The organism is Morganella morganii, assembly GCF_019242955.1.
Taxonomy (GTDB): domain Bacteria; phylum Pseudomonadota; class Gammaproteobacteria; order Enterobacterales; family Enterobacteriaceae; genus Morganella; species Morganella sibonii.
In genome coordinates, this window is sequence record NZ_CP066129.1 from 562116 (window position 1) to 579285 (window position 17170).

Sequence of the window (17170 nt, forward strand, 5' to 3'; positions counted from 1 at the left end):
ATTAGCACTTTGCCTGATTCTTGCCTCAATGAATTCGGTGACCGTGTTAATCCACTAAAAATCTGATTTACAAGTAAAATGCATCGGCCTGCCGTTTGCCGGATGTGTGACAGACAGCGCCTCTGCATGAAGCTGCAGCCGGGGCGCTGCGGCTCTTGCCTCATCATGGGCATAAAAACGGTCGCCAAGAATCGGATGTTCCAGCGCCAGCATATGCACCCGCAACTGATGAGAGCGTCCGGTGACCGGAAACAGCCTTACCCGAGTGGCATTTTCCTCATATTCCAGTACTTCATAACCTGTCTGTGCCGGTTTGCCGGTTTCAAAACATACTTTCTGCTTCGGCCGGTTCGGCCAGTCACAAATCAGCGGTAAATCCACCATGCCGGTTTCCGGCTCCAGCCGCCCCCATACACGGGCAACATAGGTTTTTTTCGGCTCCCGTTCACGGAACTGCCGTTTAAGCTCCCGCTCAGCCGCTTTGGTCAGTGCGACCACAATAATACCGCTGGTGGCCATATCAAGGCGATGAACAGATTCGGCAGAAGGATAGTCACGCTGAATGCGTGTCATCACACTGTCTTTGTGTTCCGGTGCCCGGCCGGGAACGGAAAGCAGTCCGCTTGGTTTATTCACCACAATGATACTTTCATCCTGCCAGAGGATATTCAGCCAGGGATCGGCGGGAGGGTTGTAGGGTTCCATTAACATGGGGATCACCAAATCAGAGACCCGGCAGACGGTATCTGCCGGGATACAGGTTACTGATGCGAAACGACAATCAGGCGGATAGCATCAAGGCGCCAGTTAGCATCATCCAGATGTGACAGGATCTGCTGACGTTCTTCTTCAATGGCATCAAGCTCATCATCACGGATGTTCGGGTTAACCGATTTCAGTGCCAGCAGGCGGTTGTGCTCCTGAGTAAGATGCTGATCTGCCATCGCTTTCGCTGCGGTAATCCGCTCACGGGCTTCACCGGCAACGACATCTTCGGACAGACGCAGAACCTGATGCACCTCGTTTTGTACCGCATTGACAAACTTACTGCCGGTATGGCGGTTCACGGCATTCAGCTGACGGTTAAAGCTCTCAAATTCCACCTGCGATGCCAGGTTATTGCCTTTTACGTCCATCAGCAGGCGCACCGGTGTCGGCGGCAGGAAGCGGGTCAGCTGCAGGTTTTTCGGCGCCTGGGCTTCCACCACATAAATCAGCTCTGTCAGCAGCGTGCCGACCGGCAGGGCTTTATTTTTCAGCACGGAGACCGCGCAACTGCCGGTATCGCCGGACAGAATCAGATCCAGACCGTTGCGGATAATCGGGTGTTCCCAGCTGATAAACTGAGTGTCTTCGCGGGACAGCGCCTGCTCACGTTTAAAGGTGATGGTGCAGCCGTCTTCCGGCAGACCCGGAAAGTCCGGTACCAGCATATGATCAGACGGTGTCAGGGCAATCATGTTATCGCTGCGGTCATCCTGATTGATACCGACAATATCAAACAGATTCAGGGCAAAGGTCACCAGCTCGGTATCTTCATCCTGATCCGCGATTTCAGCGGCCAGCTCATTACCGGCTTCGCCGCCGTTGGAATGCATTTCCAGCAGGCGGTCACGACCCTGTTCCAGTTCCTGTTTCAGGGCATCATGGGTTTTACGGCATTCGGCGATAAACTCATCAAAACCACTGAGATCAGCCGGATTTGCCATCAGGTTAATCAGTTTGTCGTAATAGCGGTCATAGATGGTGCGGCCGGTCGGGCAGGTATACTCAAAGGCTTCCAGACCTTCATGGAACCAGCGCAGCAGCACAGCCTGTGCGGTATTTTCCAGATACGGAATACTGATCTGAATATCACGTTTCTGACCGATACGGTCGAGACGCCCGATACGCTGCTCCAGCAGATCCGGGTTAAACGGCAGGTCGAACATCACCAGCTGGTTGGCAAATTGGAAGTTACGGCCTTCAGAGCCGATCTCGGAACAGAGCAGTACCTGCGCGCCTTCCTCTTCGGAGGCAAAGTAGGCCGCTGCCCGGTCGCGTTCCAGCAAAGACATATTTTCATGGAAAACAGCAGCATGAATACCTTCACGCTCACGTAACACCTGTTCCAGTTGCAGGGCGGTTGCCGCCTGAGCGCAAATCACCAGTACTTTTTCATTGCGGTTTGCCAGCAGGAAGCCGAGCAGCCATTCGACACGCGGGTCGAAGTTCCACCAGGTGGCATTTTCGCCTTCAAATTCCTGATAAATCTGCTCCGGATAGAGCATCTCACGGGCTTTGACTTCGGTGGTTTTCTTGCTGCCCATGATCCCGGCCACTTTAATTGCGGTCTGGTACTGTGCCGGCAGCGGCATTTTAATCGCTTTCAGTTCGCGGCGCGGGAAGCCTTTCACACCATTACGGGTGTTACGGAACAGCAGGCGGCTGGTGCCGTGTCTGTCCATCAGCATGCTGATAAGCTCACGGCGGGCATTTTCACCGTCTTCAGTATCTGTATTGGCGGCTTTCAGCAGCGGCTCAATATCCTGTTCGGCGATCAGATCGTGAACAGCATTCTGCTGGTCTTTGGTCAGCGGTGCGCGGTCGAGCAGCAGCGTGACAGCATCGGCAACCGGCTGATATTTCTGTTGTTCATCAACAAAGGTTTCAAAGTCATGGAAACGGTTCGGGTCCAGCAGACGCAGGCGTGCAAAGTGACTCTCCATGCCCAGCTGTTCCGGGGTGGCGGTCAGCAGCAGTACAGACGGAATGATTTCCGCCAGGGTTTCAATCACCTGATATTCGCGGCTTGGTGCGTCTTCACTCCAGACCAGATGGTGTGCTTCATCCACTACCAGCATATCCCATCCGGCTTCAGCAAGGTGCTCAAAACGCGGCTTGCTTTTGCGGACAAAATCCAGTGAGCACAATACCAGCTGTTCGGTTTCAAACGGATTGTCACTCTCATGCTGTGCTTCGGTATAACGGCTGTCATCGAACAGCGAAAAACGCAGATTGAAGCGGCGCAGCATTTCCACCAGCCACTGGTACTGGAGGCTTTCCGGTACGACAACCAGGACACGCTCGGCACGTCCGGCCATTAACTGCTGATGGATAATCATCCCGGCTTCAATGGTTTTACCCAGACCGACTTCGTCCGCCAGCAGAACACGCGGCGCGTGGCGTTTGCCGACTTCATTGGCAATAAATAGCTGATGCGGGATCAGGCTGGCGCGGATGCCGCGCAGGCCGCTGGTGGCACGGCGGTATTCTTCGCTCAGAAATTTGCGGGCACGATAGCGCAGCGCAAAACGATCCATGCGGTCAATCTGACCGGCAAACAGACGATCCTGAGGTTTATTGAAAGTCAGTTTGCTGTCGAGAAACACTTCGCGCAGGCGGACATTATCTTCACCGGTATCAGTACGTTGTCCGGTATAGGTTAATAATCCGTCGCTCTCTTCAACGGCGGTCACACTGAGCTGCCAGCCTTCGTGACTGGTGACGGTATCTCCTTCGTTAAACATCACGCGGGTGATAGGAGCATCGGCTGCGGCATAGAGACGGTTTTCACCGGTAGCAGGGAAAAGAAGGGTGATCATCCGGGCGTCGACAGATACAACTGTACCTAATCCCAGCTCGCTTTCAGTATCGCTTATCCAGCGTTGACCAAGAGTAAACGGCATATTTTTGGCTCGATTCTGTTATTCAGGGCTAATTAGACAAATGCTGTGGATATCATTACCGGTGATACAAAAACGGCGTTGCATTCACCGGAAAAAAACACCGCCAGTCAGAACAGCAGCGTCAGCTGCATCATCCTGCTCCGGTGTTAAAAGCAGTAAAGGGGCGCTATGTTAATCCATAAGATCCGCATCGTCACCTGTAAAATGGCAAAATTAAAACGGCATCAATAATTGCCCGGTCAGCAATGTGGTGAAGTCATCCTCCAGGAAGGGCAGAATGGCATCGGCAATCGGCATCAGCTGTTTATTAATGTAATGCTCATAGTCCGGTGGTGCTGTCAGAATCTCCAGCGGCTGCGGTCCGGCGCGGGTAATGATATAGCTTATCCCGGCCCCGCGCTGATACTGCGGAGGACGGTTCATGCGGACATTATACTCGTCCGCCATCCTGGCTGCTTTGACATGAGGCGGCACATTACGCTGATAATCCGCCAGCGGGCGGCGCAGGCGTTTGCGGTAAACCAGCCGGTCGTCGTAGCGGCCGGCGAGTGTGTCACGGACATAATCGCGGATAAACTGCTGATACGGCATTTTATCGAAAATCAGCCGGTACAGGGTTTGCTGGAAATGCTGTGCCAGTGGTGTCCAGTCACTGCGGACCGTTTCCAGCCCGCGAAAGACCATTTTATCCCCGGAAAGCCCTGCATACCGTTTTTTGCTGCCGAGGTCTGTTCCGCGGATCGTCGGCATCAGAAAACGGCGGTAGTGGGTTTCGTACTCGATTTCCAGAGCAGAGGCCAGCCCGTATTCATCCTGTAAATGCGTCTGCCACCACTGATTGATCTCTTCTACCAGCCAGCGCCCGATACGTTGCGCATCCGCTTCAGTGTGAGCGCTTTTCAGCCAGACAAAGGTGGAATCCGTATCGCCGTAAATGACCTGATAACCCAGGGATTCAATAATGGTGCGGGTTTTGCGCATGATATCGTGCCCGCGCATGGTGACGGAGGACGTCAGGCGCGGATCATAGAAACGGCACCCCGCAGCCCCCAGTACACCGCAAAAGGCATTCATAATAATTTTCAGTGCCTGTGACAGCGGTTTATCCCCGGCCAGTTTCGCCATATCCCGTTCATGCCAGATGCGGTTGACGATATCCGGCAGACAATTTATTTCCCGCGAAAAATACGCGCCTTTAAATCCCGGAACCGCCTGTTCCGGCGCGGAAAGACCTTCGATCATACCAACCGGGTCAATCAGAAAGGTGCGGATAATGGAGGGATACAGGCTTTTGAAATCCAGTACCACTACGGAGTCATATAGTCCCGGGGCTGAATCCATTACAAAACCGCCCGGAATCGGTTCTCCGGGTTTTTCGCCGGGATCAGGTGCGACATAGCCTTTACGGTGCATCGGCGGCAGATAAAGATGAGTGAAGGCCGCGACAGATCCTCCCATGCGATCCGGCGCCAGGCCGGTTACCGCAGCCCGTGCCAGCAGGAATTCTGTCAGATGGGTGTGCTCAAAAATCCTGGTGACCAGACGGCAGTCCTGCAGGTTATAGCGCGCCAGTGCCGGTTTATCTTCGCGGAAACGGCGGTTGATCTCATCCATGCGGTCATACGGAGAATCACTGTCTTTGCCCTCACCGAGCAGTGCCTGAGATACCGCTTCCAGACTGAAGGACGGAAACTGCCAGGTGGCCGCTTTCAGCGCATCGATGCCATCAATAATCAGCCGGCCGGGCGCTCCGGCAAAAAATTGTCCGGGTTTGAAACCATGCTCCCGCCAGGAGAGCGGAGCGTTGTTACGGCCGAAAATCAGCGGGATCTGATACTTCTCTGCATGACGCTGTAAAATGCGCAGATCAAACTGGATCAGGCTCCAGCCGATTATCATGTCCGGATCATGCTCTGCCAGCCACTGATTCAGGCGGTGAAGCAGATCCGGGCGGCGCGGGACATATTCCAGCGTGAAATCCGGATTGGTCAGCGGTGTGCCGTTTTCCGGGCCGAGCATAAAAACAGTGTCAGCTCCGCAACCGGAGAGCCCGATCGAGTAAAGATCACCGAATTCAGTGGTTTCAATATCCAGAGACACGATTTTCAGCGGCGGGCGGTAATCCGGATGCGGCTTCATCAGAACATGGCCATCCGCCTGCGGCTGTACCCAGACAGCAGCGGTGATAAACCGCTCCATCAGGTAGCGCTCACAGGGGCGGATATCCGCTTCATAAAGGCGGAGATGCTGTTCGCCGAGTTGTTTTTCCAGCTGTTGTAACTGGCGGTACTGACGACAGTAAACGGCGCTGACATCATCCTGATGAAAATCACGCAGCGGACGCGCTGCCAGTGTGGCGCCGGGGATGTTATTAATCAGCGGACGGCTTTCCGCCAGTTCCCGGTGCGGGACAAACCCGACAGCCTGTTGCAGCGGAACAGAGACATGCCGTGGCCCGTTATCCGTCGCCAGCCAGTAACTGACCGCAATACCGCGCGGGGTATCAGACCAGTGACGGGTCAGAATAAAACCGGCTTCCGCCGGTGCTGCCACCTGACGGGAGGGGAAACTGTTGTGCCCTGCCATCATTGTTGTCCGTTCCGCTGAGAAAAAATAACTATAGCAGAGTGGTGTGGATATATACAGTATTTAAGGTGCGGTTTGCGGGCGGATACCGAGGATTTGTGCCTGCGGAACGTTACCGCTGACCAGTGCGGCGGTACTGCCGTCAAACGCAATGGTGCCGTTATCCACGACCATTGCACGGGGGGCAATTCTGGCCGCGTCATCGGTATTGTGGGATACCATCATCAGTGTCAGCTGCCGTTCTTCACAGATGGTTTCCAGCAGTGCCAGCATTTCATTGCGCAGCGCCGGGTCCAGTGCGGAAAAGGGCTCATCCAGCAGTAAAACCGGTTGGGAGCGCACCAGGCACCGTGCCAGCGCCACCCGCTGACGCTGGCCGCCGGAAAGCTGTGACGGCAGACGCCGGAGCAGTGGTGTCAGTGAAACCTGTTCAGCGATGTGTTCCAGCTGTACTTTCTGCGCTGCATTCAGTTTCATTCCGGGATGAAAACCGAGAGCGATATTCTGCTCTGCGGTCAGGTGAGCAAACAGATTATTTTCCTGAAACAGCATAGATACCGGACGCCGGGCGGGCGGTGTCCGGGTGTGATCTTCGCCATTGAGCCGGATAGTGCCGCTTTCGGCAAACTGAAAGCCGGCAATCAGTGACAGCAGTGTACTTTTACCTGCCCCGCTCGGGCCGAGGATGGCAATTTTCTCTCCGGCAGTAACTGAGAAATCAAAATTCATTGTCTGTTGCTGATAGCGGTAATGAATATGATCAAAATAAATCATGGGCGTTTCCCCGGCAGACGTTCCAGAATGGTAAACAGCCCGAAACAGAGTAAAAACAGTATCAGTGCGGTGACTGCGGCATCCGCATTGCGGTAAGCACCGATCTGCTGATAAAGATAGAACGGCAGTGTGCGGAAATCTTCATTACCGAACAGGGCTATCACACCAAAATCTCCGACAGACAGCACGCTGGCAAAGGCAACCGCCTGTGCCAGCGGGTTACGCAGCGCCCGCAGTTCAATCAGTTTCAGCCGGTTAAATCCTGTGATATTCAGAGAGAGACAAAGCGGGTTATAGCGCTCAGCCAGGTCGCGCATCGGATTATCCAGTACTTTCAGTGCATAAGGAACAGCCATCAGCGCATTGGTCAGAATGACCAGCCCGTAAGGGAGAGCCCCCAAATCTGTGGTGCCGGTCGTACTGTTGAGCAGCAGGAAAAAGCCGGTGGCCAGCACAATTCCCGGCATCGCGAGGATCACCAGCCCGGAGAGCTCCATAGCTTGTCCCGCTCTGACTGCCTGCCGCAGCCGTAATTCACGGCTGCTCCACAGCAGCATCATGGTGAGCAGCACACAGATAAACCCCGAGGCCAGCGCAATACCGAGTGAGGTGAAAAATGCCCGCCACAGCGCCGGTTGCTGCAATACCGGCAATAATCCCGGGTTCAGGCCGTCAGCGACAATGGCAAAAAACGGCGGCAGCAGAAACAGCAGGGCACAGAGGATAATCAGGCCATCAGCCAGTCTGCGCGGCAGCGTGTCCTGCGGATTGCGCCATTGCAGTGATTGGGTAAAGCCGACAGAAAAGTGGCCGGAAAGACGCTGGCTCAGCAGTACCAGCCCGATGCAGCATACCAGCTGAATCAGTGCCAGCAGCGCAGCACGGCCGATATCAAAGTCATAATTCAGTGCCTGATAAATGGCCAGTTCAATAGTGGTGGCCGCAGGGCCGCCGCCGAGTGCAAGCACTGTGGCAAAACTGGCAAAACAGAGCATAAAAATCAGCGCGGCGGTCGGCAGTAACTGACGCCGCAGATACGGCCATTCCACAATCCGGAAATGCTGCCATTCATTCATATTGAGCTGAGCGGCGAGCTGTCTCTGCTCCGTGGCTATATTATCGAGCTGCTGATACAGCATCCGGGTGGCAAGCGGCATATTAAAGAAGATATGCGCCAGCAGAATGCCCTGTAACCCGTACGGGGAGAAGGAATAATCCAGATCCAGAAAACCGGAAATATGTGCCAGCCAGCCGTTGCGTCCGTAAACCGATAAAATACCGAATACAGCCACCAGCACAGGCAGCACCAGGGTCATTGCGCACAACCGCAGAAAAATAGTCCGTCCCGGGAAACGCCGCCGCCAGAGTGCACGGGCCAGAAAAACAGCCGGGATAACGGAAAAGAGTGCGGATAAGAAAGCCTGCCAAAAGGTAAAGCGGACAACATGCCACAGGTAGCTGTCATCCCAAATCTGCTGCCAGTCTGTATCCGGTGTGTTAAACCACAGCGCCCCGAAGGCACTGACCGCAACAACCAGCAGGAGACCGGACGCCAGTGCGCCCGGTATCAGATATGCGCCAATCAGCGACTGACTGCGTTTTGCCATATCCGTATCCACTGATTGCGCTCTTTCGCCACTTCTTTGGCGTCAAATTCCAGCGTTTTGACCGGTTTCGGCATTTTGTCGTAAACCGGCGGCAGCGGCATATCAATCACAGGATACATCCAGTTGGTGGTCGGCAGGGTTTTCTGGAAATCCGGGGTCAGCATAAACTGCATAAACTGCTCCGCCAGTGCCGGGTGTTTTGAGGAGGCCAGTACACCGGCCATTTCCACCTGAAGGTAATGCCCTTCCTCAAACAGTGCCGCGGCATAATTGTCTTTGTTATCCGCCAGCATGTGATAACCCGGCGACGAGGTGTAACTCAGTACCAAATCCGCTTCCCCCTTCAGGAACAGACCGTAGGATTCACTCCAGCCTTTGGTGACCGTCAGGGTTTTTTTCGCCATTTTAGCCCACTGCGCTGCCACATCATCTCCGTAGAGATTTTCCATCCACAGCAGTAATCCCAGCCCCGGTGTGCTGGTGCGCGGGTCCTGATAAATAATGGTCAGCTTCTGATCGCTGTTAAGCAGCTCTTTCATGCTTTTCGGCGGGTTAGGCAGTGTGTCTTTGTTGTAGATAAAAGCAAACCAGCCGTAATCATAAGGAATAAAGGTTTTGCTGTCCCATTTGACCGGCAGCACCAGTTTTGACTGATCAACATTGCTTTCTTTAAACAGACCGGTATCCAGTGCGGCCTGCATCAGGTTGTTATCCAGCCCTAAGATGATATCTGCCTGTGATTTTTTACCTTCCATCCGCAGACGGTTCAGCAGTGTCACGCCGTCACTCAGACCGACGAGTTTTAATTCACAGTCGCATTGTGCCTCAAAGTTTTTCTTAATTTCCGGCCCCGGCCCCCACTCAGCCACAAATGAGTCATAGGTATAGACAGTCAGAACCGGCTTGCTGTTATCTGCCGCCGCCTGGAAAGAGAACAGTGCGGTAAGACCGCCTGCAATAATGTGTCTGGTCAGTTTATGTAACACTTTGCGCTCCTGTAAGAGAAGGATTGGCAAAGGATCTGAGTGCAGCGTGATGGTAACAGACTGTGCTGTCAGCAGTGGCGGCTCAAATCCCTACGCCGGTATTAACCGGATCAGGTTCCTCGGGTGTTATCTCAGCAACACCGGCCGGAAAGCCGTTGCTGCACCCCGTTGAGAGAGGAATAGTGTAGTGTTTTTCCCAGGAATTTGCCACCGCCCGCAACCGTTAATACCGTATGTTGCTTTTCATCCGTCAGAGCCGGAAATGCGGCGGGCTGAAGGATTTTGAGTGCAGAGGTTTACCCCATGATGGGAGTGTGAAACAATTGGCTATCTTTCAGTTTTTTTCTGAGGTAGTCGAGTGATTGATGATGATGGCTACCGCCCGAATGTCGGGATTGTAATTTGTAATAAGGAAGGCCAGGTTTTATGGGCCCGCCGCTACGGACAGCACTCGTGGCAGTTTCCTCAGGGAGGTATTAATCCCGGCGAGTCACCGGAACAGGCCATGTACCGTGAGTTGTATGAGGAAGTTGGTTTAACGCGTAAAGATGTGCGTATCCTGGCGGTAACCCGCAACTGGCTGCGCTACAAATTACCCAAACGTTTGGTGCGTTGGGATACCAAACCGGTTTGTATCGGCCAGAAGCAGCGCTGGTTTTTACTGCAGCTGCTCTGCGAGGACAAAGAGGTCAATGTGACCCGCAGCAAGTCGCCGGAATTTGACGGCTGGCGCTGGGTCACCTACTGGTATCCTGTTCGTCAGGTGGTCTCTTTCAAACGCGATGTGTACCGCCGCGTCATGAAAGAGTTTTCTTCCGTTGTGATGCCTGCCAACAGCGAAGCGACGGCTGTCCGGGCACCGTTTCCCTATCGTCGCCGGCGCCAGAATTAGGGGGAACGGATGCTGACGCGTTTACGTGAAGTGATTGAAAAAGTGGCTGCCGCCGCTGATCTCGCGGAAGCGCTGGAGCTTCTGGTTAAAGAAACCTGTCAGGCGATGGGAACAGATGTCTGTTCTATCTACCTGGCAGATAACCAGCATCAATGTTTTTATCTGATGGCAACGCAGGGGCTGAAAAAGCCCCGCGGCCGTGCTGTCAGTCTTGCTTTCGGCGAAGGCGTCGTCGGTCATGTCGGCCGCCGCGCCGAGCTTATCAATATTGCGGATGTCCGCGAACACCCCGGTTTTAAATATCTCCCTCAGGTAAAAGAAGACAATCTGCGCGCGTTTCTCGGTGTGCCGGTGGTTTACCGCCGTCAGTTACTGGGGGTGCTGGTGGTCCAGCAGAGAGAAAAGCGTCTGTTCAGTGAAACGGAAGAATCCTTTATTGTCACCCTGGCGATGCAGCTGGCGGTACTGCTGGCGCAGGCTCAGACCAAAGGACTGTTCGGGCAGTTCCGTCAGACACGGATACAGGCAATCCCGGTTTCCTCCGGGATTGTGATGGCCTATGGCTGGGAAGATCGCTCGCAGCCTGTGCTGGAACATGTTTCGGAGGCATCGGCGCTGGATCGCGTACAGGAACGTGCCCGCCTGAATAAAGCGCTGGAGGATGCCACGGCGGAGTGCCGTCGTATCAGCAAGCGTTTTAATGCTGCATCACAAAAAGAGAGTGCGGCGATTTTCGACCTCTACTCCCATCTGCTGAACGACCTGCAACTGAAAAAGGGGTTGTACAGTATGGTGGAGCAGGGCTTTGTGGCGGAATGGGCCGTTAAAACGGTTATTGAACAATTTGCGGCCCGGTTTGCCGGGCTCCAGGACAGCTATATGCGGGAGCGGGCCGCGGATTTGCGTGCGCTCGGTCAGCGGCTGTTGTTCCATCTGGATGATAATTTTACCGGCAGCAACCAGTGGCCGGAACGTTTTGTGCTGGTGGCCGATGAACTGAGTGCCAGCCTGCTGGCGGAACTGCCGCAGGAACAGCTTGCCGGTGTGGTGGTACGTGACGGGGCAACACATTCTCATTCCGCTATTCTGGTCAGGGCAATGGGAATTCCGGTAATCATGGGCGCAGATATTCAGCCGGAACTGCTGCACAACCGCCTGTTAATCCTCGATGGTTACCGGGGCGTGGTGTATATCGAACCGGAGCCGCTGATAGCGCAGGAATTCCGTCAGATTATTGAACAGGAGCAGGTTATCAGCCAACTGGCTGAAGATGAACTCAGCCGTTCCGCCGCACTGAAAAGCGGTGAACGGATCTCTGTTCAGCTGAATGCCGGGCTCAGTCTGAAATATGAGCAGAAAATCGTCAAAAGTATTGACGGTATTGGCCTGTACCGCACGGAAATACCCTTTCTCGTGCATAATGGTTTTCCGTCAGAAGAAGAGCAGAAAATCCGTTATCAGGATATGCTGCAACTCTTTGCCGGGAAGCCGGTTGTATTGCGGACACTGGATATCGGTGCGGATAAACAACTGCCGTACATGCCTATCAGTGAGGAAAATCCGTGTCTGGGCTGGCGCGGCATCCGTGTGATGCTGGATCAGCCGGAGATTTTTTCTTATCCAGCTGCGTGCTATGCTGCGGGCTAATATCGGGCTGAATAATCTGAAGATATTATTCCCGATGATTTCCGGGCTCGCCGAGGTTGAAGAGGCTATCCGCCTGCTTGACCGCGCCTGTGAGGAAGTCTCTGCACTGACCGGGGAAACGGTGAAACGTCCGCCGGTGGGCGTGATGCTGGAAGTACCGTCATTGTTATTTATGCTGCCGGAGCTGAAACAGTATATTGATTTTATTTCTGTCGGTACGAATGATTTAACGCAGTATCTGCTGGCGGTTGACCGGAATAATACGCATGTTGCGCCACTCTATGACTCGCTCCATCCGGCGGTATTGCGTATGCTGCATTTTGTCCGGACAGAAACCACACGGCTGGGAATTCCGGTCTCTGTCTGCGGGGAAATGGCAGCAAATCCGTTAGGTGCAATGATCCTTATTGGTTTAGGATATCGCCGGCTGAGTATGAACGGGCGGAGTATCCCGCGTATTAAGTATCTGTTGCGGCATCTGGATGCCGCAGCGCTGGAGCCGCTGATGGCATCATTGCTGGATGCACAGACAGCGGCTGAGATCCGTGAAAAATCGGAACTGTTTATTGAGAGCAAGGGACTGGAACAGCTTATCCGCGGCAGTGCTTAACCGCACATCCCGCGTAATAAGGCGGTTCCGTCCTTATAGTCATATATCCCGGTCTGCGGCGGGCAGAGCAACGCCTGCGGCCGGATACAACACACAGTGTGAGGTACGATGAGTAACACTTATCTGGCATTTCCGGATTTTGATCCTGTTATTTTTTCTGTGGGGCCGGTGGCGTTACGCTGGTACGGGCTGATGTATCTTGTCGGGTTTGTGTTTGCCATGTGGCTGGCCAACCGGCGGGCAGATAAACCGGGCAGCGGCTGGAAACGCAGTGAAGTTGAAACACTGTTATATGCCGGATTTGTCGGGGTTTTCCTGGGCGGCCGTATCGGTTATGTTCTGTTTTATAACTTCCCGCTGTTTGCGGAAAACCCGCTGTATCTGCTGAAAGTCTGGGACGGCGGTATGTCATTCCACGGCGGCCTGATGGGCGTTATTATTGCAATGTGGTGGTTTGCCCGCCGCACGAAGCGCCATTTCTTACAGGTAGCTGACTTTGTGGCTCCGCTTATTCCGTTTGGCCTTGGCATGGGGCGTATCGGTAACTTTATTAACGGCGAATTGTGGGGACGTGTGACACTCGATACACCGTGGGCCATTCTGTTCCCGACCTCTTACAGCGAAGATGTGAAACTGGCTGCGGCTGACCCTTCTCTGATGCCGGTACTCGAGCAGTATGGTGTGTTGCCGAGACACCCGTCGCAATTGTATGAAATGCTGCTTGAGGGGATTGTCCTCTTTATCATTCTGAATGTGTTTGTCCGCAAATCCCGGCCGATGGGCAGCGTGTCCGGACTGTTCCTGATCGGTTACGGTCTGTTCCGTATTATTGTGGAATTCTTCCGTCAGCCGGATGCCCAGCTCGGTTTATTCAGCGGGATCAGTATGGGGCAGATTCTGTCTGTACCGATGATTATTGTGGGTGTGCTGATGATGGTATGGGCATACAAATGCCCGGGTAATAAAACACGGAGTGACAGCGGAAAACAGAACGCGCCGGAATAGATCTGACTTTAGTGAGTGACAAAAAAACTGCATCGTAACTGATGCAGTTTTTGTATCCGGAGTCGTTTAACTGTCTTATCAGACAGAGAACGGATATTTAATCGGATCGTGGTGCTGGTAATCTGTCACCGTAAAGTCATCGGTGGTAACCCATGTCATCAGATCATCCAGTGTTTTAATCTCAGGATTAATATGAAGTTTCGGTGATGCAAACGGTTTACGTGTCATTTGGACATCACGCATTAATTCTGACTGGTCTTCATATAAATGCAGATTAACGACTTTGTGATACACTTTACCTGCATTCAGCCCGGTTATTTGTGCCATAACTGCCAGCAGGAAATAACACTGAGGTGCATTGAAAACATAGCCCAGCGCATAATCACAACTTCTCTGATAACTGTTTAAATATAATGTTCCGTCAAGAACAGAGAAATGATGCATAAACATACATGGTCTCAGGCAACCCTGATCAAATTCACCCGGATTCCAGAAAGAGATAATTTCACCGCGGTCATCAATTCCTTTTTTTAAATTATCATATACTTTACGGAGTTGATCGAAGGTATTTTTTCTCAGTTCATTAATCAGGTTATTAACGCCTTCTTTGTCTCCGGCATCACTTAATGATAATAATAAATCATATTGTGCGTCTGTCGGGGATATTTTCAGCTGACGTCCCTGAACACCATAAACACGGCCCATATCATCCTCACCTTTACGGTTCGGGTTTGCCAGCCAGTCGGCGTTTTCATTTGCGTTGGCGTTCCAGGTATTACAGCCGATGTCTCTGAACTGTGAGGCATTGTCATATCCGCGTAAGTAACCCAGCATTTCCGCAATAGCAGCTTTCCAGAATGCTTTGCGGGTGGTTACCAGCGGGAACTCATTTTTGTCAACGTGGTAAGTGAAATCGGCATTAATAATTGTCAGACATCTTTTACCTGTCCGCTTATTTTCAATCCATTTCCCTTCCTCCAGAATCCGCTTTGCAATGTCTAAATATTGTTCCACTTTTGTTTTCCTGTTGACGCAGTATATGATCTCAATATTATAGCACTGTTTTTATTCATTTCATATAAAATAATATTTCTTTGGTTTTATTAAAATGATTTTTATTATTTTTATTAATTTAATTAATGATAAATATGTATTAACTTTATTTTATAATAAGTGATTATTTATATTAAAAGATACGGGGTAACAATAATATCCGGGTCACCGGCACTGAGGGTGAGCTGTCTTAAATACAGTGCCGGTGATCGGTTTTTATATTGGGTAATATCCGGATTGTTAAAGAGCAGCGATATCTGCTCTTTTTAGCGTCTTCGTTTTTTTCACACCAGACTTTTTTTCAGGAAGATGATTTTTTTCTGCATAACAGGAAGAACGGATGTGTATTTGCAGTGCCATGCAGATATTTTTTCCTGTTGTATCGCATATTTTCAGGTTCTGCCTTTGCGGAAGTGGTAAACGCGTTATTTTTTCAGCAGGGAAAGGAAACGGATGACCACATGCAGAAATACATGCGAAAAGAGCGGGGGATATCGCTGATGGAAGTCATTATTGTTTTATTTATTATGGCATTACCAGTTTCATTTGTTCATATGTCATGGGAAAGCTACAGAGAACGGCGTTATCTGACAGAAACAGCGGCATTGTTTCATCAGTATCTCAGCAGCCATAAACTGAAAGCAACGTATCTGAATGAAACCCGGAAAATAGCCGTTATTTTCGGTGAAAAAAGCCGGGCCTGTCATCAGGTATCCGCAGCGCAGTGCGATAGTGATACAGAAGCGTTCATTCCTGCACAGGGCGTCCGTATTGTTTCCGGCACCACGGATACGGTGCAGTTCTGGGGAACCCGGCATACCGCCTCTGCCGCCGGTTTTGTACTGGAAAATCCGCAGGGACAGATAAAACTGATTATCTCGGCTCCCGGCCGTATCCGGTTGTGTACGCCGGGGCGGCTATCCGGTGTGCCGTCATGCTGAATAAAATACGGGAGCAGGGATTCCTGTTATTTGAAATGCTGGCGGCGATGGCTGTCAGTACGATTATCCTGGTCACGGCAGCCCGGTTTTTTCCGGCTCTGGGGCAGGATGTACTGAATACATACCGGCAATATAAGCTGGATACCATTATGCGGGAAACGCTTCTGAGGCTGGAAAAAGATCTCCGGCGGACAGCTTTCTGCCGGGGACATTGTCAGGGCAATCCGCTGCAGATTGCGGCGAAGCCGGGCGAGACCAGGAGCAGCTGCATTATAGTGGCTTATGATCTCAATCATAATGGCCGCTGGGAACGTAATGTCCGGAAAACCGGAGAGCATTTTGGCTACCGTCTGAATAAACAGGCAATTGAATGGACACGTAATGCCCTCAGTTGCCGGGAATCCGGCTGGGAAAAAGTCACCGATAACCGCTATGTGGCTGTTTCCCGGTTTTTGGTCACACCGGTGAAATTGTACGGAAAAAATGGTCTGCGCTTAACCCTGACACTTACCGGGCTGGATATGCCCTTAATACAGCGAACCGGAGAAAGCCTGATTGTTATGCCGAATTACCACCTGTAATCCCCGCAGGGAAAAAGCGGATCGCTCAGCGGGAAATACGTTGCTGCTGATGATAATGCTGCTGCTGGGGATCTCACTGATGATGTTATCGGTTCTGCATCGCTTTTATCAGACAGAGTGGCGTAACAGTCAGGATGAAATTGAATTTTACCGTGCGGATGCCGGTGCGGCGTCTGCTCTGGAGTGGGGACTGACGCAGGACTGGTCGCGGAAAACATTGAATGAAACGCCGTTTTACTGCCGGACGGCACCGGACCCGGAACTGAAAAGTTGTTTGCGGCGGCTGAGGGCTAATAAGCTGTTATTGCAGGGCAGCCGGTTTTCTTCCCGGTTTGCACAAAATATCACGCATTATCAGTTGGTCAGCGCCGGGGAAGAGGGCGACAGGATGATATTAACGGCTCTGCCGCAGGGCTGGAGTGATTTTTGCCCGCCGGATTTAAAACCCGGTTGTCACCGGCACAGGGATACAGGAGAAAATAATGAATGAGCGCGGAATGTCGTTACCGGAAGTGATGCTTTGTGCCTTTATCTTTGCGATTCTGATTACCGGATTATTACGCTATTATCAGCTGCTGCACAGCGGAAAACACAGGCAGTACACGGATGTCAGTACGGTACGTCATCTGCATCAGATGATGCGCTTTACCACCGATCCCGGGGCATTACGGCAGATGATGCAGGTACATTTGTCTGCCCGGCAGAAATGGGAAAGTGAACAGGAAAATGTGTCACCGGGCTGTATTTCCGTTACTATCGGGCTGGTCTCCCCGGGAGAGCGCCGGTTAACCGCCGGAAGATGGCAATGTATGTAAGGACA

At 52.3% G+C, this 17170-nt stretch carries 13 protein-coding genes, 1 pseudogene and 1 riboswitch; of the genes and pseudogenes, 7 read left to right on the forward strand and 7 right to left on the reverse strand.

Annotated elements, in window-relative coordinates; translation table 11 throughout:
- Positions 1 to 54 precede the first annotated feature (54 nt).
- The 6 genes from rluA to thiB all read right to left on the reverse strand — a co-directional run bounded on the left by rluA (position 55) and on the right by thiB (position 9609).
- Positions 55 to 705 (reverse strand): bifunctional tRNA pseudouridine(32) synthase/23S rRNA pseudouridine(746) synthase RluA, encoded by a 651-nt coding sequence (gene rluA, locus JC793_RS02495; RefSeq protein WP_046894153.1) that lies wholly within the window; start codon positions 703 to 705, stop codon positions 55 to 57.
- 56 nt (positions 706 to 761) lie between these two features.
- On the reverse strand, positions 762 to 3668 hold the full coding sequence (gene rapA, locus JC793_RS02500; protein ID WP_218427392.1) for an RNA polymerase-associated protein RapA: 2907 nt from the start codon (positions 3666 to 3668) through the stop codon (positions 762 to 764).
- Positions 3669 to 3881: 213 nt separating this feature from the next.
- Positions 3882 to 6257: a DNA polymerase II gene (locus JC793_RS02505; protein ID WP_218427394.1), complete on the reverse strand. Its 2376-nt coding sequence runs from the start codon at positions 6255 to 6257 to the stop codon at positions 3882 to 3884.
- A gap of 60 nt (positions 6258 to 6317) precedes the next feature.
- Positions 6318 to 7028, reverse strand: coding sequence for a thiamine ABC transporter ATP-binding protein ThiQ (gene thiQ, locus JC793_RS02510; protein ID WP_166706979.1), 711 nt, complete (start codon positions 7026 to 7028; stop codon positions 6318 to 6320).
- Positions 7025 to 8635 (reverse strand): thiamine/thiamine pyrophosphate ABC transporter permease ThiP, encoded by a 1611-nt coding sequence (gene thiP, locus JC793_RS02515; protein ID WP_218427396.1) that lies wholly within the window; start codon positions 8633 to 8635, stop codon positions 7025 to 7027. The genes thiQ and thiP overlap by 4 nt, the downstream gene beginning before the upstream one ends.
- The gene (gene thiB / locus JC793_RS02520; protein ID WP_208323238.1) at positions 8611 to 9609 is read right to left on the reverse strand and encodes a thiamine ABC transporter substrate binding subunit; all 999 of its coding nucleotides are present in this window, start codon (positions 9607 to 9609) and stop codon (positions 8611 to 8613) included. Before thiB ends, thiP begins: the two co-directional genes overlap by 25 nt.
- A gap of 81 nt (positions 9610 to 9690) precedes the next feature.
- Positions 9691 to 9799: riboswitch (TPP riboswitch) on the reverse strand.
- A gap of 180 nt (positions 9800 to 9979) precedes the next feature.
- Here thiB and rppH point away from each other — a divergent pair.
- From rppH to lgt, 3 genes and pseudogenes are all read left to right on the forward strand, one after another.
- Positions 9980 to 10513 (forward strand): RNA pyrophosphohydrolase, encoded by a 534-nt coding sequence (gene rppH, locus JC793_RS02525; protein WP_015422452.1) that lies wholly within the window; start codon positions 9980 to 9982, stop codon positions 10511 to 10513.
- Between the two features lie 9 nt (positions 10514 to 10522).
- Positions 10523 to 12770: pseudogene (ptsP, locus tag JC793_RS02530) on the forward strand (phosphoenolpyruvate--protein phosphotransferase).
- A gap of 108 nt (positions 12771 to 12878) precedes the next feature.
- A complete protein-coding gene (gene lgt, locus JC793_RS02535; protein WP_166706983.1) occupies positions 12879 to 13775 on the forward strand; it encodes a prolipoprotein diacylglyceryl transferase in 897 nt (298 codons plus the stop codon).
- 78 nt (positions 13776 to 13853) lie between these two features.
- Here lgt and thyA read toward each other — a convergent pair whose 3' ends face one another.
- A complete protein-coding gene (thyA, locus tag JC793_RS02540) occupies positions 13854 to 14789 on the reverse strand; it encodes a thymidylate synthase (protein ID WP_218427398.1) in 936 nt (311 codons plus the stop codon).
- 500 nt (positions 14790 to 15289) lie between these two features.
- On the opposite strand from thyA, the gene JC793_RS02545 reads away from it, so the two are divergent.
- From JC793_RS02545 to JC793_RS02560, 4 genes are read left to right on the forward strand one after another with little or no spacing between them, the layout of a single operon-like run.
- Positions 15290 to 15769, forward strand: coding sequence for a prepilin-type N-terminal cleavage/methylation domain-containing protein (locus JC793_RS02545; RefSeq protein ID WP_243846689.1), 480 nt, complete (start codon positions 15290 to 15292; stop codon positions 15767 to 15769).
- Entirely contained in the window at positions 15763 to 16350 is a 588-nt protein-coding gene (locus tag JC793_RS02550; RefSeq protein ID WP_166706985.1) for a prepilin peptidase-dependent protein, read from the forward strand. Before JC793_RS02545 ends, JC793_RS02550 begins: the two co-directional genes overlap by 7 nt.
- Positions 16325 to 16840, forward strand: coding sequence for a YgdB family protein (locus JC793_RS02555; protein ID WP_247717308.1), 516 nt, complete (start codon positions 16325 to 16327; stop codon positions 16838 to 16840). The genes JC793_RS02550 and JC793_RS02555 overlap by 26 nt, the downstream gene beginning before the upstream one ends.
- Positions 16833 to 17165: a prepilin-type N-terminal cleavage/methylation domain-containing protein gene (locus tag JC793_RS02560; protein WP_218427399.1), complete on the forward strand. Its 333-nt coding sequence runs from the start codon at positions 16833 to 16835 to the stop codon at positions 17163 to 17165. The genes JC793_RS02555 and JC793_RS02560 overlap by 8 nt, the downstream gene beginning before the upstream one ends.
- The last annotated feature ends 5 nt before the right edge of the window (positions 17166 to 17170 follow it).